Below are 15945 nucleotides of genomic sequence, written 5' to 3' on the forward strand. Positions count from 1 at the left end.
GGTAATTATTAACACTGGAGGCACCATGTCTGATCATTCTTATTTTTGCGGTATAGACTTAGCGAAAAATCATTTCAGTATTCATGTCGTTGACGTGAAAGGTAAAGTAGTTCTTCATAAATCTGTTACTCGCTCTAAATTACTCACTACCATAGCAAATATGCCACCTATACGTATAGGACTTGAAGCGTGTGGCGGTGCACATTATTGGGCGAGAACGCTTAATAAATTAGGACATGATGCTCGTATTATGGCGGTTAAATATGTCATCCCACATCGTACTAAAGGTAAAAATGACCTTAATGATGCTGTTTCTATTTGCCAAGCTGTCCAACACTCATCTACACGATTCGTCCCAGTAAAATCTCCTGAGCAACAAGCCATACTGTCCGTTCATCGAATGCGCGAGCATTGGGTTCGCGAACGTACTGCTCTAATGAACCGTATTCGCGCCTTACTTTCTGAATTTGGTCTCATCATTCCGGTTGGACGCTCTTCATTAATGAAGCAAGTCCCTACCATACTGGAAGACGCAGAAAACGAACTTCCACACCTAGCTAGAACCGTTATTGCAGATGCTTACTACCATCTTGAACAACTCAACCAACGTATTGCGGATACTGAGCAAGTCTTCGATGCCTTTTCAAAGGTAAGTGATAACGTTCAACGTATTATGAAGGTCAGAGGAATTGGCCCACAAACTGCAACAGCTATTATGGCCTCTATTGGTAATGGCTCTCAATTTGATAAAAGCCGAGATTTTTCTGCTTGGCTTGGATTGGTTCCCAAACAATATTCCACAGGTGGCAAAACTAGATTAGGGAGAATAACCAAGCATGGCGACAAGTATTTACGTACTTTACTTGTCCATGGTGCGCGAACTGTAATTGCAAATTTAGGTGACAAACAAGATAGGCTCAGTCAATGGTGCCGTGGAGTGTTAGAGCGGCGAGGAATGAATCGGGCGATTGTGGCACTCGCGGCAAAAAATGCTCGAATAATATGGTCTCTACTACACAACCAAACAGAATATGAAAATTACGTAGCTTAAATAACCATTAACTCAAGCAAAGTAACAAGAGAACACCAACCGGGTCATAGCAGACGCAATGGATGGAGATAGGTTAAGACCACTTGCGGAGAGCCTGTTAATGCGGCGGACACATTAGATGTCATCTAACGAATAAGGCACCGCAGTCGCGCAAAGTCATCAGGGTCACGATGTTGCGAATCATCGATATAAAGACCGAATGTAGAGCGGCAGTCCAAAACCATCACTTGAAATTTAGCGGATGTTTGACAACCGGGGGAATCCATGTAGCCGCATTAAGGTGTGAGTGACGCTTGGCTATACTTGAGCGAAGCGAAAATGCCAAGCGTTACGAATCACTCTTAAATGCTTTGTTAGGTGATTTTTCACCATCCGTATTCACCAACAAAATAGATAAGCCAGCACTAAAGTCATCAAACTCAATTATGTCTGATACATCATGGTTTAGAAATTCTTCAATGTGGTCTAAATGGTTTACGAAAGGTAGCTTTTCTTGTGATTTTAACTTTCCACGGACACGCTCTAATAGCCATCGATGTGTACTATCTTTACTATTTAGCTTTGCTCCAATTTTAAAATCAAACAAGCCCTCAAGAAATCCTTTTAAGGTTAATGTGTTGATCATTTCATGTTCATACATCGAATATTTTGAGAGATAACCATTAATCGCTAAAGTTGGGCTTTTAGTTGCTGGAGATGGACAGGATATAAACTCGGCTATTGAGTGTGCTAGTTCTATACAACCACCTTTTTCATAGAAAACACCATATGTCCCAATAGAAGGAGAACTAAAGCCACTAAGAATATCTTTTGGTGGATGAAAACCTTTAACACCTGTTACGTCGGGTCGACGACTAAGTAAATCCCATTGATTAAACTGACCTTTAAAGTCGAGTTGAGAACCATCTTGTGCAACATTTATCCATTTTGATACGCCTTGTTTTTTAGCTTGCCAAAATGTCGCTCTCCACTCGTTACTAAGTTGAGAATACGAAAGAATCAATAAGTCCGAGATTTCACAAGTTTCGCTTTTATTTGTAGGACTCGTAAAATTTACATTGCACACACCGCCACCATGAGTCTCATCGATGAACGTCGCACTGGATTCGGCTTGTATAGCTAATGCAAACTTTCGAAATAACGCTACTTCGTTATCAGAGCTGAATCTCGTATTGCTATAAAAATTGGAGATTATTTTATTTATCATTTTTCTATGATGTTCCTATCTTCTTTCACCTAACATTCTTAATAACAGGCAGTCTCGTTTTTCTGTCTGCCTGACTTTTAATCAACTGACCATAACTCATTAAAAACTATAGAATATACATCATATTGTACATTCTGCCATCACATAAAAACGAGACTGCGCGTTATCATTTTTTAACAATGCGCGTTATCCCAGGAAGGGGTAGTGTCAATCCTTTTATTAACAATAACTTATTAAATCTTCTATTGACAATAGCGAGACTGAACTCTCAACAAAATAAGCCATTTTTCATACTCAAATCGAATTTAAATTCAATAAATTGTATAAATATACAGCTATGGGGCGTAGAGATGGCAAGCAAATTTTTAGAAGAAATTCGACGATATATGCGAATGCGGGGAACAGTCTCAAAACAGAAAAGGCTCACTTATATTGGATTAAATACTTTATTCGCTTCAACAAACTAAAACATCCAAAAGATATAGGAGAAAAAGAAGTAACGGGTTTTCTTTCTTATCTTGCTAACGAGCAGTACGTAGCAATCAACACTTAAAAAGTAGCGCTCAACACAATTGCTTATCTTTACAATCAATTTTTACAAACGCCGCTAGGGAATTTAGGTTTTACCTACGCAAAAAAACACGCAAACTACCAAGCGTACTAACGCCTACCGAAATACAACGGATTCTCTCGCATCTATCGGGGGTGAATCACACGATATTTTCATTACTGTATGGTTCTTGGCTTAGAGTCAATGAGTGCTTGAGGATCAGAGTGCAAGATCTTACTTTGAATAATTTATCTTTAACAGTGAGAGATGAAAAAGGCAAAAAAGATCGGATGACTTTACTCAGTCCTGCGGTAATTACCCCGCTTAAATTACAGATTAAAAAGGCATCATCAATACAGAAAAATGATAACAAGCAAGGCATTGGCCCTTCCCTCCCTAATGCTCTTGGTAAAAAGTACCCGAACACCTTCAGGCGGATTAAGTATTTGATCCATTTAAGATCTTTCTTCGTATAGGAACGATGTCCGTTGGCATCTCTGGCTACACGAAACCCCATTTTTTCATAGTAGCGCATAGTATGCGCATTCAGCCCGGTCAGCTTTGCAAACGCCTTTATGTTCATCATGATTCCCTACGACAGTCCGTGTGCGTAACAGTTTACCAATTCATGACGGACATTATTGTCTCTTTATTCATCGTTTTCTAAAAATTCGATGAGTTTCTTTTCATCCGCGATCACCAGCCCCTGCGCACTTTTTTCGACCAGCCCTTTATCCAGAAGCTCTTTGACGGCACGGCGGTACACGCGACCGGAGGTGCCGAAGCGTTCGGCTTCCCGGTTGACCCGATCAAACCCGCCCAGCGCGGCGGTCGTGGTCTTTTGCATTAATAAATCGTAAGCAATGTTGTAGGTGATGGGGTGCAGCAGGCGGTTGGTGTAGATGTCCAGCGAATCCTGATAGTCTTCTGCCAGTGCTGCGGCAAAAAAGAACATCATCTCCGGATGTTGGTGCAGCGCCTGAGTCAGTTTGGTCAGACAAATGGTGTCCATCTGAAGATGTTCATCGGCCGTGACGGTCCATTGGCAAGGCGTTTGGGTGAAATACTCCATTTCACCGAAAATGTGATCATCGCAGTTGGCTTCGCCGAGTTGAAAACGCCGCCCGTTGGCCGCCACGATGCTCATGGATACCCGGCCCCCTGGCACAACATAAAGATACTCCAGCTTTTCACCCTGACGCAGTATTTCATACCCGGCGTCCACGTACCCGCTGCGAATCTGACATTGGTAGATGAGGTCGCTGAATGCCTGGCTTTTAGCCGATAAAAAAGACCCGAAGCGGCCGGTGGTGTAGGGACTGACTTTCATAGAAAACTCGCTCTTCAGTGATATCAGAAATGCAGGTGCATCATCAGGCTGAACATAGCAAATATTTCCGTCAGTGTCGCGGCTGACGCGACGGTGGATGGTGCCTGAAGAAACCATGCGGCTTGCTTCGCTTCAAAACGAAGCAGACCGCATGGTTAGATGAGCGTGTTTCTTTGTGTTCGCTCAGCCTTGCTGATGCAACGCTTCCAGTGCGGCGATGGCCGCCCGTTTTTCGCCTTCCATCATCGCCTGAGCATGGTTCACGTATTGATCCACCCCTTCTTTGACGTCCTGCTGAAATAGCACCACATTATTCAGGACCGATGCCACTTCAAGCCCGCGCAAACGGCCGACGGTCAGCAGCGCGGACGTTTCCATATCGGCGCCTAACACGCCTTTGCGGCTCCAGTACTGACAAATCTCGTCTTCCTCATCGGTGTAGAAACTGTCGTGCGAGCGCACAATGCCACGGTAACAGGGCGTTGCCTGACTCATTAAGTGGCTATCCAACGCTTTTAACAGGGAAAAACTGGCGCAGGCCGGATACGTCGGCTGAATGTACGCTTTTGAACCACCTTCGTCTCTGACTGCACCTTCAGCGATGATCAGCTCACCGAGTTGAATGTCGGCCTGCAAAGCACCGGCGGATCCGACACGTATGATATGAGTGACGCCACATTGTCTGAGCTCTTCCAGCGCGATGATCAGCGATGGTGCGCCGATACCGGTGCTGCAGACGGTAACGGGCTTGCCTTTGTACTGCCCGGTAAACAGCCGGTATTCGCGGTTTTCGGATATCATTTCGGCGTTATCGAGCAGAGCTGCAATCCGGTTCGCCCGGTCCGGTTCACCACAGACGATAACATGAGAGGCAACCTGGGTCTCATCAACGCAGATGTGGGGCTGTTTACTCATGCTTTCACCTCGTTAAGCTCGGTTTCACCGGTCTGTTTCTCATGATTGCTTTTTGCTGTGCGTGCCCATTCACGGGTACCATTCGCGGCAATAAACATCAGAATGGCGTACTGAACCGACATCGCATACACACCCTGAGCGGCATACACGCCGACACTGATGATATTGATCGCCACCCAAAGTACCCAGTTTTCGACGTATTTTCGGGTCATCAGAATCTGAGCCACGATGGACAGAACCGTCATTGCAGAATCCCAGAAAGGGAAGGCATCCGGTTCGAGCGCGGCGTGAGATAAGCCTGCACCGAACAGATTCATCCCTTCAACCACCAGATTGGCGAGCGCGACAAACACCGGATCGATATAGAGGGTGAGTAAGCCAATGGCAATCAGGCTAATCACGGTCGTGAGCAGCAGTTTTTGTTTGCTGAGCCAGCGGACTTCGAGTGTGTCGCCTTCGGCATTGGGTTTCGTCCAGGCGTACCAGCCATAAATGTTCGCGCAGAAAAAGAAAAGCTGGAGAATTAATAAACCGTACAACTGAATCTGAAAGAAAATCATGGCAAACAGCGTGACATTCAGTAGGCCAAAAAAGTAGTTGATGGTTTTTTCCTGACTGGCAAACCAGATGCAGAGTAAACCGAATACGGTTCCAAACGCTTCAATCCAGCTCATGGCGTAGCCACTGCCAATCGGGATCGTCACGAGCGTGTTATTAATATCGAATAATGATATCAGATCCATAATGATGTCCTTTAAGATGACGTTTCAGGTATGTTGATCATAAAGTTTGTCTTCAAATCCGGATAAGGACATTTGTCCTCCCTGACAGGAACAGGATCATATTTTTGTCATTTTACTGGTCTGTTTTCCCGCCGCCAGATAATGATGCCTGTTCATTCTGCTGGGAACAGACTATGAGAATGTCGCCCGACATGGGGGTGATTTTGACGGTGAGCACGCCCTGAGCCGAGAGGAAGGTTTTCCGGGTCAGCGGTGAACGATACCGGTGATTCAGGTGTCCGAGCCGCCAGACCGGAATGGTGAAAGACCGGGTTTTCTGGCTGACATTGAACACGCAAATGACGCAATGGCGCTGAAACTGCCGGGCGAAGGCAAAACCGTTGTCATCCCGGTAAAGGGGAACGTAATCTCCCTTCTGGAGCGCAATGTTATCGGTGCGCAGTTGAATTAATTGTCTGAAAAACGAGATATATTCTGACTGTTCTACTTCATCCCATGGCATACAGCGACGGTTATCCGGATCTCTTCCGCCAGACATTCCCAGCTCTGTACCATAATACAGGCAGGGTGTACCGACGGACGTGAATAACAACACGGCTGCCAGTTTGAAAAGTCCGGCGTTGTGTTTCACCCGTTCCATAAAGCGGGCAGTATCGTGACTGTCCAGTTGATTGAGCTGAGCCAGTTGATTGGGCCAGGGAATCTTCGCCCTCGCTTCGGTCTGCCAGTCCAGAAAGTTGGTAACGCTGATGTGAACCGGGTGACCGGCGATGTCGAGCCCGGTGAGCAGCGCCCCGACTGGGTGAGCAAAGCCATAGTAATTCATCGAGCCATCCTCCTGATCGCCTTGCAACCATTGGGTGGCTTCATAGAAGTGTTCACCGAGAATATAACAGTCCGGATTTACCTGCTTGGCCGATTTTCTGAATGCTTTGACGTAGTGAGCATTATTTTTAGCGCCTTTCCCCTCTCCCAGCATATGAATAACATCAAATCGCCAACCATCAATGGAATAAGGCGGTTTCAACCAATGTTTAATGACAGCATCATCATCCTGATAAATGTATTTTCGTAGCTGCTTATTTTTGTAATTCAGCACAGCTAATGAGTCCACCCCTTTCCAGCTATGGTAACGTTGACTGTTTCCGTCAAAAGAGTAAAAGTTTCGGTAAGGGGATTCGGTTGACTGATAGGCTCCTGACATTGGATGCTGTCCGCTTTTGTTAAACCAGGGATGTTCTGCAGAGGTATGGTTGAATACAGCATCTAATATGATTTTCATTTTCCGGTGATGAAGATCCTTACAAAGCAAGGCGAAGTCTTCATTTGTTCCCAGGTGCGGATCAATGGTCATATAATCCGAAGTATCGTATTTATGATTGCTCGGGGCCGTAAAAATCGGGTTGAGATAGATGGCGGTAATGCCCAGAGACTGAAGGTAATCTATTTTTTGTCCTACCCCATAAAGATCGCCACCATAAAATTCACAACCACCACTAGTATCATAGGAACTGACCGGTTCCCCCCATTGCTTGGCGACCGGCTTTTTGCCTCCTAATACCGGGCTGGATTCTCCGTTTCTGACACTGATCTCCGGTTTCCCGTTGCAAAACCGGTCCGGTAAAATCTGATAAAACACCTGTTGGTTGATCCATTCCGGTGGCCTGTTGACGGCATTGTATTTGAAGTGGGTTTCTTTTGGCGAAATGCGCCGGCTCACGCCCTTCGCATCCAGCCAGAATTGTTCTTTCCCGGTCAGCAACTTAAAGGCGTAATGGGTGATATCCCGGTCGGTATTTATTTCAAAGCTGGCTTCCCAGAAAGTCAGGTGTTCGGTTGAGCCCTGAGGATGCATCTCTGTCAGTGTCTCTTCATTATCGGGTTCATGGCGTACCAGTATCTTTTGAAATAACCATGCTTTTTCCACTGCGAGCCTGACGGTAAGTTTATGATCTGTTTGTGAAACCCAATCTGTGGATTGTCCGTGGTAAAGAAACGGCAGACACATAGTGATACTCTCCCAATGCTGAATCGTTAAATAAACCGGATAGAGTTTGTCCGGTGCTTACGTTCAGACTAGATCATTACATGAGTAACGAACTCATCCTTAGTACCAAAATTCAGGGCGTAGTCAAAGATAGTATTCCTGTAATTTAATGTAACTATCTTAATGATAACGAGTTTTAATGTTACAGACACAAATAGATAAGCGGTGTAAGGAGACACAATCTGATGTGTACCGTATTTTAAACAATATTGACCGTATTTGGGCGTTGTATGGACTGGGAGTTTGATTTGACTCTCTACGTTTATGTCAGACCAGCCTGTCCTGAGTGCGGTGATTTCAGAGCATTAAGCACGTTGCATTGGGGGCAGTTTATTCTGGATGCGTTTGCCTTTGCCAGACGTGGTACTTTTTTGAGGATAATCAGTGTTTTTAGAATTACGGTTTTAAGAGCAAAATTTCCTTTTAATGAAAAGTGTCGGCCATTTTCACTGACAGATTAAAGGTGATTTGTTATTTCATCTTTTCCCTGCCGGTAACTGCCCAGATGGACAGAAAACTGCTTGTCACTGATTAAAGAAACTAATTTTCCTATATCTGCCGGATAAGTTCTGATTTTTGTTAAGCAACTGAAAGGTATCCATTCAACTTTCTGAATAAATTCTTCATCGTTTAGGCCTTTTAGGTTGTCGGTGTGGGGGTGGCCTGAAAATTGATTGACGTGGTAAAAGAATTCAGCATTGTAACGTTCTGGCGAGGTCTCCAGGAATTCTCTGACACAAATGAGTTCACCGACTTCAATATTGATACCGGCTTCTTCCCTAAATTCCCGCTTCAGGCACTGTTTTGTGCTCATATCACCATTTTCAAATCCGCCACCTGGCGGAATCCAGTATTCTCCGGTTGAATCTTTAACCTTAACCAGTAGCACAGCAGATTCAGAAAGAAGAATTCCTGCGGCTCGAATACGATGCTCCATGATTTATTTCCTAAAAAAGATTCAATAATAAGATGATTTATATTGGGTGTTCTAACAGAAATTCACAAGATCATTTTCAATAGAGGGTTACCGATGAAGGTTGAAAACCTATATAAATCCTTTTTATTATGATTGGAATATCAATAACCCGCCAATACGGCAGGTTATTGATATTTGTTTATATTGTAAATTGATCTACTGTATCACTTAAACGGTTTGCCATTTGATTTAATTTATCTGCAATCGCAATGTTTTCCTGAATGACTTCCGAATTACTGACTGTTAAGTCGTTAACATGAACGATACTTTGGTTGATATCCGAAGCCACCTGAGATTGTTGTTGCGCTGCGGTCGCAATCTGATTGTTCATATCTTTAATGGCCGAAATTTTTTGCTCTATTGTCAGTAGTGAATCTTGCGCTTCTTTTGATGTTCCCTGCGTTTTTATTGCATTTTCCGCATTTTTGATCATGAGTTTCAATGAACGGGAAGATTGTTGTTGTAGTGCTTCGATCATTTCCTGTATTTCGTTGGTACTATTCGCGGTTTTACTGGCCAAATCACGGACTTCGTCGGCAACAACGGCAAATCCCCGGCCCGCTTCTCCTGCCCGGGCAGCTTCAATGGCCGCATTTAAAGCCAGAAGGTTGGTTTGATCGGCAATGCTACGAATAACATCCAGTATGTTACCAACGTTGTTACTTTTTTCTTCAAGTTCTGCTATCACGTCATGAACATCTGAAATATCAGAAGCGAGTTGAGCTATCTCATTATTGACGTTGTTTACGGCCGTTAGTCCGGATGTTGTACTGTCGTTAGCATCGTCTGATGAGGTTGATGTTTCGATGGCGTTTTGGGCGACATCAGCAACTGTTGCCGTCATTTCATTCATCGCGGTAGCAATTTGCTCCATTCTTTCTATCTGAGATTTGGAAGATTCATCCACTTTGCCTGACGAATTGCCTAGTTGTTGTGATATGTCGTTTAACTGCTCAGAATCGTTGTTGATATCTGAGATAACCTGCTTCAGGTTTTCTGCCATGGTTATGATCGCTTTGTATATGCCAACCCGGTGAGAATTTTCTGGCGGTATATGTGTCAAGTCACCATTCGCAATTTGGTTGACCAGAGATTCGATTTCTCTGGGTTCACCTCCGATAGGGACGTACATTAACTTATGGACCAGTGTATAAATAGCAATAAGAGAAATGATGAGGAACCCCCCGGCCAGCAATAGGGATATATTTAAATTGCTGTGGGATGCCTGTTCAATATTGTCCCATTTATCCCAAAGCCAGACATTCCATCCAAGCTTTTTAAGTTTAACCGAACTGACAAAGTATTTTTCACCTTTGAAAACATAAGAATGGGAGCTGGATGGCTGATCTTTATAATCTTTATAAGAAGGGCGGACTGTAAAAATATTTTTCCCAATGTATTCCGGATATTTTGAGGCCAGAACAAAGCCATCGTTCCGGGATACAAATAACTGATTCCTTGAGGTTAGCTGCTCCACAAATTTGGTAATGGTATTTAACGGAATATTCGTGGAAAGAATGGCAACGACCTGTCCATCTCGGCGGACAGGGACGGCGACAGCCATGACATAGTTGCCGTTGTTATTAATATAAGGTTTTGTAATGATATTGTTATCGCCATTAAAACCGCGTAGAAACCATTCCCGGTTTAGCTTACGAGCATTAAGTCCATTTATAAACCCTCTGTTTTTTGAGGCAAAAACCCGTCCGTCTTTCAGTCCGACATAAGCACTGATTACATTAAAGTCGTTCTTGAATTTTAATAATTTTTTTAGTAGCAGATCCTGATCGGTAATGCCGGAATGGTCGATTGGCAGGCTGTCTTGCAGTACAGATAATGATGAAAAATACCCTGTAATTTTTTGTTCAACAGCATTGGAAATTAAGAATGCCTGAGACCTAAGTTTGTGAGTGTAGTTATTAACGGAGGCAACATTAAAATTATGGTATGAGATCGTCGAAATAGAAATTAAAACGATGGAAAACAATCCGCCAATAAGTAAGGCAAGCTTTGCTTTTGCGGTTAAAATGTGTTTTCTAACGGCTGTGGTTGTTTTTTTCCCTCTGTCTGCATCTAGCATATGCTTCAGCTTCCCCAAGCAATTAATATGATAAATTTGGGTGGGGATTATATGTGCAACTAAGAGTATTATCAACAAGTTGAGTATTTGATTTAAATTCTTACATGACGCCGCTGTGAACAGTGGCAGATAAGATCAGAATGTCGTTGGGTTTTACGTACTCAATTCGCTATGCCGGATCAGTTTCTGATACCAGTAGAAACTTTTCTTTTTCGAATGTTTCAGATCTTTTAAATCGCCTGAAGAGTTCAATTTTTATGCAATCTGGTGGGTATTGTTTTCCGGTTGGGTTGCATTTGTGATTTGTCTGATTCTTTTGAGGAAAAAGTTTAAAGTTGGTGGGAAGGTGCTTTTGAAAACAATCGTTATTTCGATGGGAAATACCGAAAAACTGGATCGATGTTTTTATTTAATAAAATCAATTATTTAATTCGTTGTGTCAGGTGTCTGTCTGGTTCCTGTCGTAGCATTTTTAAGCGTGGGACTTCATGATTATCTCATAGGATATGGAGATACGAAGTGGGGGAATTATTTTATGCTGAGTTCTATTATTTCTCATACGCCTTTTTGGGTTTGGTTGATTTTTTATTATTTATTAAGAACTGGGTATACCGCTTTATCCGATTATTCGGTTAAACCAGAGCGGCTGATTTTATTACCGGTTTTGTTTCTCTTTTTGTCCATGGACTCGATGAGTGCAGAGCCGGTTATGATTTTCTTATGGCTTGTTGCAATACTACTGGGGCTGAGCGTTGGATATGTGTTTTTCAGTGCCCAGATAAAAAAATGCTATCTGGATTCGGAAAATCAGCTGTATTTTTCGGGATCGCCTAATTTACTGATTCTTATGATGGCCAGCTTTTTCATTCATTATGTGCTTGCTGTGATGAGTTCGATAAGTTCCCTGCCGGTATGGGGATTGTTAAGTGTCTTTATGAGTGGCTTAATCAGCGGTGCTTTTGGTTACCGGGCTATTCAGTCTTTCAGATACTATCGGTATCTGAGTTCTGTAAGCCGGAGAGATACGGTATTTCCGGATAAATAATGTAACTTGTTATCGCTGCACCCTAGTCATCCGGATGATCAGATGGCTAGGGTCTGTGGTTGGTTGCAACGTTTTTCCTATTACTCAAACATGCCGTGAATCAGAGACTTCTTATCCCGGAAAACACATTGGCCTTTCGCCCATGTTTGCTGGAGAGTCAGTTCGTCATCCAGAACTAGTAAATCAGCATCATATCCGGTCTGAATCTGGCCTTTACCTGGTAGTTTAAGCCAGTTTGCAACAGTGCTGGTCACAGGTTTTAGTGCTTCGGATAAGGTATAACCATATTTTACCTGTTCCTGTATGATTTCCAGTAACTCATTCTGTTCAGCGACTCCGATTCCGGACAGTTCCCCGCGTTCATTAAATACAGGTTTGGAGCCCTGAGCATCGGAAGACACAGCGATGGATTCTTCCGCAATGCCCTTTTCCCGGGCCGCAATCAAAGCATTCAGCGTATTGACGGCCTGATTACCGGTAGCAAACCCGGTCGTAATGTCGATTCGGCCGCCTTGTTCAGCCCAGATTAATGCATGTTCAAAGAGATCTTTATGCCGGTTTGTATGTGTCGGAATAAATTGCTGGGGTGGAATGGCTGATTCTTTGCTGGCTCTGAATAATAGATCCAAACGAGAGGGAGCATTACCCAGGTGAATGGTCATTGTTCCCGATTTGCCCGAGAGCATACCGGCAATACGACAGTCTGACGCCAGCCGGATTAATTCCTCATAGCTAATATGTGGGGCCCGGTGATCAGAAATGGCCAGCTTGGCGCCGATACAATGTTCGGTATAAAGAATGTCATTACGAACGGTTCCGGTCATGGTCGGTGACGGGAAGTTATATCCCCCTGTTAACATCCATGCACTGATCCCTTCTTCATTGAGCGCCTGAGTTTTAGCAAACAGGGTTGCCGGCTGACGGGTGTCACTATCTGTGCCCAGTAAACCAAGGACTGAGGTAACGCCATGTTTTACAATTGTGGATACCTGAATTTCTGGCGTGCGGCTGGAAAACCCAGCTTCACCTCCGCCGCCAATCAGGTGGACATGTTGGTCAATTAAACCCGGTGTTACAATACGCCCATCCAGATCGGTAACGGACAGATCAGGCAATTGAACACTGTCTGCCAGTTTTCCTATTGCTGCTATTTTTTTCCCCGCAATCAGAATGTCCGCGACTCCCAGAGATTCCGGAGCGTAGAGACGGGCGTTTTTTAAAAGTGTAAACATCAAATAATTACCGTTGAACCAGTCATGCCAGCTACATTGTTACTCAGGAAAGCCTCAGATATTGAGCCGGCAGGTTAAAAAATATCCGGACAGATTTTATTTTGCCATTGCCGGGTGTTTTTGCGTTTCTTCATCAGCGATGGACGTTTCATCTTTTGCAATACCAATGCCGGTATAGCCATAGATAAGAGCAAAAACCCAGCCGACATAGCAGAATACCGCCCATGGTGCGAAGTCCAGAACCGATACCCCTAGAGTGGACGCCATATAGACACCGGCCATTGACCAGGGAACCAATGGTACGGTGACAGTACCTGAATCTTCCAGAGTTCGTGATAGGTTTTTGGCGGCCAGTTTTCTGCGTTTAAATTCATCCCGGTACATTTCGCCCGGAACTAAAATAGAAAGATAGGATGAACCAGTAACAATTGCCATTGTGATGCAGGAAATAACGGTTGTTAAGATTAAACCGCCATTTGATTTAACACCTTTCAGCATAGTGTCCAGAATGACATCCAGCGCGCCTGATTTTGACATAACACCTGCAAAAGCGAAGGCACAAAATGCGATCAGACAGGTTCCCATCATACTCATCATTCCACCCCGGTTAATCAGGCGGGTGACTTCCCAGATGACGTTGCCGCTGTCAAAACCTTCTCTGTGTACCATTGCAACATTAAAGCCTTTGACTATCGCAGTAAAGCCTGATTTTGCATCAAATCCCTGAATCGTCATCCCCATAATAAAAGCAACCGCTGATGCACCCAGCATAACCAGAAGGGATGGCCATTTGCGAATGGCACCAACCAGAACAATCAGAACCGGGATCAACAAAGCAATATGCCAGGTAAACATGAGGTTCAGGGTTGATAGCATGGTTTCCATTTTTTCCGGAGTCGCAATTTCTGCGCCGACCATGCTGCTGTTGCCGGCAAAGAAGTAAACAATCAGTGAAAGGAAAAGCGCTGGAATAGTGGTATATAGCATGTGTCCGATATGTTCATAAAGGGTGGAGCCGGCTGCCAGAGGTGCCAGATTGGTCGTATCCGACAATGGTGAAATCTTATCACCAAAAAATGCGCCGGCAACAACCGCCCCAGCTGTTGCAGGAAGTGAAACACCCAAACCGGTTGCGATACCCATAAAGGCGACTCCTACTGTACCGACAGCCCCCCAACTGGTACCGGTCATTGTCGCAATAATGGCCGATCCAATGCAGGCAATAACCAGTATATGTTCCGGTGATATATACTGCATTCCGAAGTAGATCACCATTGGGATGGTTCCGGAGAACATCCAGGTTGCGATCAAAACACCGACGGAAATCAGAATAAGTGTGGCAGACATTCCCTGATGAATTTTTTCCAGAATACTTTCATGAAGTTCATCCCATGTATAGCCTGCTGATTTAGCAATAAGGCCTGCTATGACGGTTGCAATAATTAACAGAGGTTCTGGCCTCCAGTGAAAGTGACCGTAGCCGACTCCCAGTAAAATCAGCATAGCGACTACCGGAGTAAATGCTGCCAGTTTGGACATTTTGTGTTGTGTTTGCGTCATTGCTTTAGTCTTCCTTGGATTCCTGTTTTTGTAATTTTACCAATATTGGTCTTTATGAAGTTGCCTATCCCTGATATTTTTGACTGAGCAGATTGTCAGCAACTTTGCATATCAGTCTATCCATTGGCTGTAACTTAGCTACACATTAACTGCAATACCCGATTGCAGATTATGCAATACCTCTGATTAATTGCACCCGGAGATACTGATGTGAATGTAAATATCAATGATTTGAAAATTTTTCTGTCTGTTTGTAAAACACGCAGCATAACTCAGGCGGCGGTTGTTTGTGATACCAGTCCCTCAACGGTTAGTCGCAGAGTGAAAGTTTTGGAGAAAGATTTAGGAATTAAATTGATTCAGAAGGCTGGTAGTGTGATTCGGATTACTCCGGATGGTGTATCGTTTAAGTCAACTGCCAGACAAATCGTGAATAAACTGGAATATTCTATTGAGCAACTAAGCTGTAAGCGAACAGAACTTAAAGGAACAGTAAAGCTTGGTGTTTCCCATTCCTTTTCCCGCACTCTTTGCGCTAGTGTGATTCCCCGTATTCTGGATGAGCAACCAGACATTGAAATTGATGTGATTACTATTAATCCAAGTCTGACCTATACCATGGGGGATTTTGATATTTTAATTACTCCGATGGAGATCCAGGATCAGTCGTTAATTGCCAGAAAACTCGTTACGCTAAGAAAATATTTTGTTTCATCGAGGGCGTATTTGTCTGCCAATGGCGGAATACCGGCTCATCCCGGACAACTCGGGCAATATGCCGGTATTAACAATAATTCTTCCCGTCATTATGAGGTAGAAAGTAATTGCTCCTGGACGACTGAAAACGGGCAGGATGGACACTGTCAGGTTGGATGCCGTGTTTCTGTTGATTCGTTTGATCTGGCTGCCACTTTAACAGAAAAGGGGCGTTGCATCTCTTTGCTTCCGGCTGAAAGTATCCGTCTGTTACAGGCCGACAAGTGTACTGTATTGTTTGAAGGAAAAGTGTACAAAGAGCAGAATATCTATATAGCCTACCGGGATCGTGAGTACATTACTGAGCGGTTGAGATACATTATTTCTGAGTTGTTCAGCTTTATTGATGAAACACCGGGAATTGTCAGTTTGTCGCCGGAAGAAATTTGTGCTTATGGGTGAATTAAACCAGTTTTAGCAAGAAACAGAAATTGGTTCTCTGTTTTATTCAAG

15 protein-coding genes and 1 pseudogene are annotated in these 15945 nt (G+C 43.8%); 6 read left to right on the plus strand and 10 right to left on the minus strand.

Annotated elements, in window-relative coordinates; all coding sequences use genetic code 11:
• Nucleotides 1–25 precede the first annotated feature (25 nt).
• Nucleotides 26–1051 carry an IS110 family RNA-guided transposase gene (locus LRQ06_RS15085; protein ID WP_232767874.1) on the plus strand — a complete coding sequence of 342 codons (1026 nt, stop codon included), beginning with the start codon at nucleotides 26–28 and terminating at the stop codon, nucleotides 1049–1051.
• A 328-nt stretch (nucleotides 1052–1379) separates the two neighbouring features.
• Here LRQ06_RS15085 and LRQ06_RS15090 read toward each other — a convergent pair whose 3' ends face one another.
• The gene (locus tag LRQ06_RS15090) at nucleotides 1380–2258 is read right to left on the minus strand and encodes a hypothetical protein (protein ID WP_232767875.1); all 879 of its coding nucleotides are present in this window, start codon (nucleotides 2256–2258) and stop codon (nucleotides 1380–1382) included.
• Nucleotides 2259–2595: 337 nt separating this feature from the next.
• Between LRQ06_RS15090 and LRQ06_RS15095 the strand changes: the two genes are divergently transcribed.
• On the plus strand, nucleotides 2596–2811 hold the full coding sequence (locus tag LRQ06_RS15095; RefSeq protein WP_232767877.1) for a phage integrase N-terminal SAM-like domain-containing protein: 216 nt from the start codon (nucleotides 2596–2598) through the stop codon (nucleotides 2809–2811).
• Nucleotides 2812–2963: 152 nt separating this feature from the next.
• Nucleotides 2964–3284, plus strand: coding sequence for a tyrosine-type recombinase/integrase (locus tag LRQ06_RS15100; RefSeq protein ID WP_232768989.1), 321 nt, complete (start codon nucleotides 2964–2966; stop codon nucleotides 3282–3284).
• Here LRQ06_RS15100 and LRQ06_RS21065 read toward each other — a convergent pair.
• From LRQ06_RS21065 to malZ, 5 genes and pseudogenes are all read right to left on the minus strand, one after another.
• A pseudogene (locus LRQ06_RS21065) lies at nucleotides 3284–3394 on the minus strand (MerR family DNA-binding transcriptional regulator); the annotation flags it as partial. The gene LRQ06_RS15100 and the pseudogene LRQ06_RS21065 overlap by 1 nt on opposite strands.
• 63 nt (nucleotides 3395–3457) lie before the next feature.
• On the minus strand, nucleotides 3458–4138 hold the full coding sequence (locus tag LRQ06_RS15110; protein ID WP_232768990.1) for a Crp/Fnr family transcriptional regulator: 681 nt from the start codon (nucleotides 4136–4138) through the stop codon (nucleotides 3458–3460).
• 183 nt (nucleotides 4139–4321) lie between these two features.
• A complete protein-coding gene (locus LRQ06_RS15115; RefSeq protein WP_232767879.1) occupies nucleotides 4322–5053 on the minus strand; it encodes a nucleoside phosphorylase in 732 nt (243 codons plus the stop codon).
• Nucleotides 5050–5796 (minus strand): nicotinamide riboside transporter PnuC, encoded by a 747-nt coding sequence (gene pnuC / locus LRQ06_RS15120; protein WP_232767880.1) that lies wholly within the window; start codon nucleotides 5794–5796, stop codon nucleotides 5050–5052. Before pnuC ends, LRQ06_RS15115 begins: the two co-directional genes overlap by 4 nt.
• 112 nt (nucleotides 5797–5908) lie before the next feature.
• Entirely contained in the window at nucleotides 5909–7804 is a 1896-nt protein-coding gene (malZ, locus tag LRQ06_RS15125) for a maltodextrin glucosidase (RefSeq protein WP_232767882.1), read from the minus strand.
• Nucleotides 7805–8073: 269 nt separating this feature from the next.
• Here malZ and LRQ06_RS15130 point away from each other — a divergent pair, with 269 nt between their 5' ends.
• Nucleotides 8074–8304 (plus strand): hypothetical protein, encoded by a 231-nt coding sequence (locus LRQ06_RS15130; RefSeq protein WP_232767884.1) that lies wholly within the window; start codon nucleotides 8074–8076, stop codon nucleotides 8302–8304.
• Here LRQ06_RS15130 and LRQ06_RS15135 read toward each other — a convergent pair.
• Both LRQ06_RS15135 and LRQ06_RS15140 read right to left on the minus strand, forming a co-directional pair.
• A complete protein-coding gene (locus LRQ06_RS15135) occupies nucleotides 8301–8780 on the minus strand; it encodes an NUDIX domain-containing protein (protein WP_232767886.1) in 480 nt (159 codons plus the stop codon). The two genes, LRQ06_RS15130 and LRQ06_RS15135, sit on opposite strands and share 4 nt — an antisense overlap.
• Nucleotides 8781–8958: 178 nt before the next feature.
• On the minus strand, nucleotides 8959–10899 hold the full coding sequence (locus LRQ06_RS15140; RefSeq protein ID WP_232767888.1) for a methyl-accepting chemotaxis protein: 1941 nt from the start codon (nucleotides 10897–10899) through the stop codon (nucleotides 8959–8961).
• Nucleotides 10900–11434: 535 nt separating this feature from the next.
• Here LRQ06_RS15140 and LRQ06_RS15145 point away from each other — a divergent pair.
• Nucleotides 11435–11944, plus strand: coding sequence for a hypothetical protein (locus LRQ06_RS15145; RefSeq protein WP_232767890.1), 510 nt, complete (start codon nucleotides 11435–11437; stop codon nucleotides 11942–11944).
• A gap of 80 nt (nucleotides 11945–12024) precedes the next feature.
• Here the strand turns inward: LRQ06_RS15145 and iadA are convergent, their stop codons facing one another.
• The gene (iadA, locus tag LRQ06_RS15150; RefSeq protein ID WP_232767892.1) at nucleotides 12025–13176 is read right to left on the minus strand and encodes a beta-aspartyl-peptidase; all 1152 of its coding nucleotides are present in this window, start codon (nucleotides 13174–13176) and stop codon (nucleotides 12025–12027) included.
• A 96-nt stretch (nucleotides 13177–13272) separates the two neighbouring features.
• Entirely contained in the window at nucleotides 13273–14736 is a 1464-nt protein-coding gene (gene nhaC / locus LRQ06_RS15155; protein ID WP_232767894.1) for a Na+/H+ antiporter NhaC, read from the minus strand.
• 210 nt (nucleotides 14737–14946) lie between these two features.
• Here nhaC and LRQ06_RS15160 point away from each other — a divergent pair, with 210 nt between their 5' ends.
• Complete coding sequence (locus tag LRQ06_RS15160; protein ID WP_232767896.1) at nucleotides 14947–15894, plus strand: LysR family transcriptional regulator; 948 nt, start codon at nucleotides 14947–14949, stop codon at nucleotides 15892–15894.
• Nucleotides 15895–15945: the final 51 nt, after the last annotated feature.

Source organism: Vibrio salinus (assembly GCF_021272385.1).
In the GTDB taxonomy this organism is placed as follows: domain Bacteria; phylum Pseudomonadota; class Gammaproteobacteria; order Enterobacterales; family Vibrionaceae; genus Vibrio; species Vibrio salinus.

Bases quoted from the DNA above. Each gene is read 5' to 3' on its own strand.
- LRQ06_RS15085 (WP_232767874.1), top strand. From the start codon at position 26: ATGTCTGATCATTCTTATTTTTGCGGTATAGACTTAGCGAAAAATCAT.
- LRQ06_RS15090 (WP_232767875.1), bottom strand. From the start codon at position 2,258: ATGATAAATAAAATAATCTCCAATTTTTATAGCAATACGAGATTCAGC.
- LRQ06_RS15095 (WP_232767877.1), top strand. From the start codon at position 2,596: ATGGGGCGTAGAGATGGCAAGCAAATTTTTAGAAGAAATTCGACGATA.
- LRQ06_RS15110 (WP_232768990.1), bottom strand. From the start codon at position 4,138: ATGAAAGTCAGTCCCTACACCACCGGCCGCTTCGGGTCTTTTTTATCG.
- LRQ06_RS15115 (WP_232767879.1), bottom strand. From the start codon at position 5,053: ATGAGTAAACAGCCCCACATCTGCGTTGATGAGACCCAGGTTGCCTCT.
- pnuC (WP_232767880.1), bottom strand. From the start codon at position 5,796: ATGGATCTGATATCATTATTCGATATTAATAACACGCTCGTGACGATC.
- malZ (WP_232767882.1), bottom strand. From the start codon at position 7,804: ATGTGTCTGCCGTTTCTTTACCACGGACAATCCACAGATTGGGTTTCA.
- LRQ06_RS15130 (WP_232767884.1), top strand. From the start codon at position 8,074: ATGGACTGGGAGTTTGATTTGACTCTCTACGTTTATGTCAGACCAGCC.
- LRQ06_RS15135 (WP_232767886.1), bottom strand. From the start codon at position 8,780: ATGGAGCATCGTATTCGAGCCGCAGGAATTCTTCTTTCTGAATCTGCT.
- LRQ06_RS15140 (WP_232767888.1), bottom strand. From the start codon at position 10,899: ATGCTAGATGCAGACAGAGGGAAAAAAACAACCACAGCCGTTAGAAAA.
- LRQ06_RS15145 (WP_232767890.1), top strand. From the start codon at position 11,435: ATGCTGAGTTCTATTATTTCTCATACGCCTTTTTGGGTTTGGTTGATT.
- iadA (WP_232767892.1), bottom strand. From the start codon at position 13,176: ATGTTTACACTTTTAAAAAACGCCCGTCTCTACGCTCCGGAATCTCTG.
- nhaC (WP_232767894.1), bottom strand. From the start codon at position 14,736: ATGACGCAAACACAACACAAAATGTCCAAACTGGCAGCATTTACTCCG.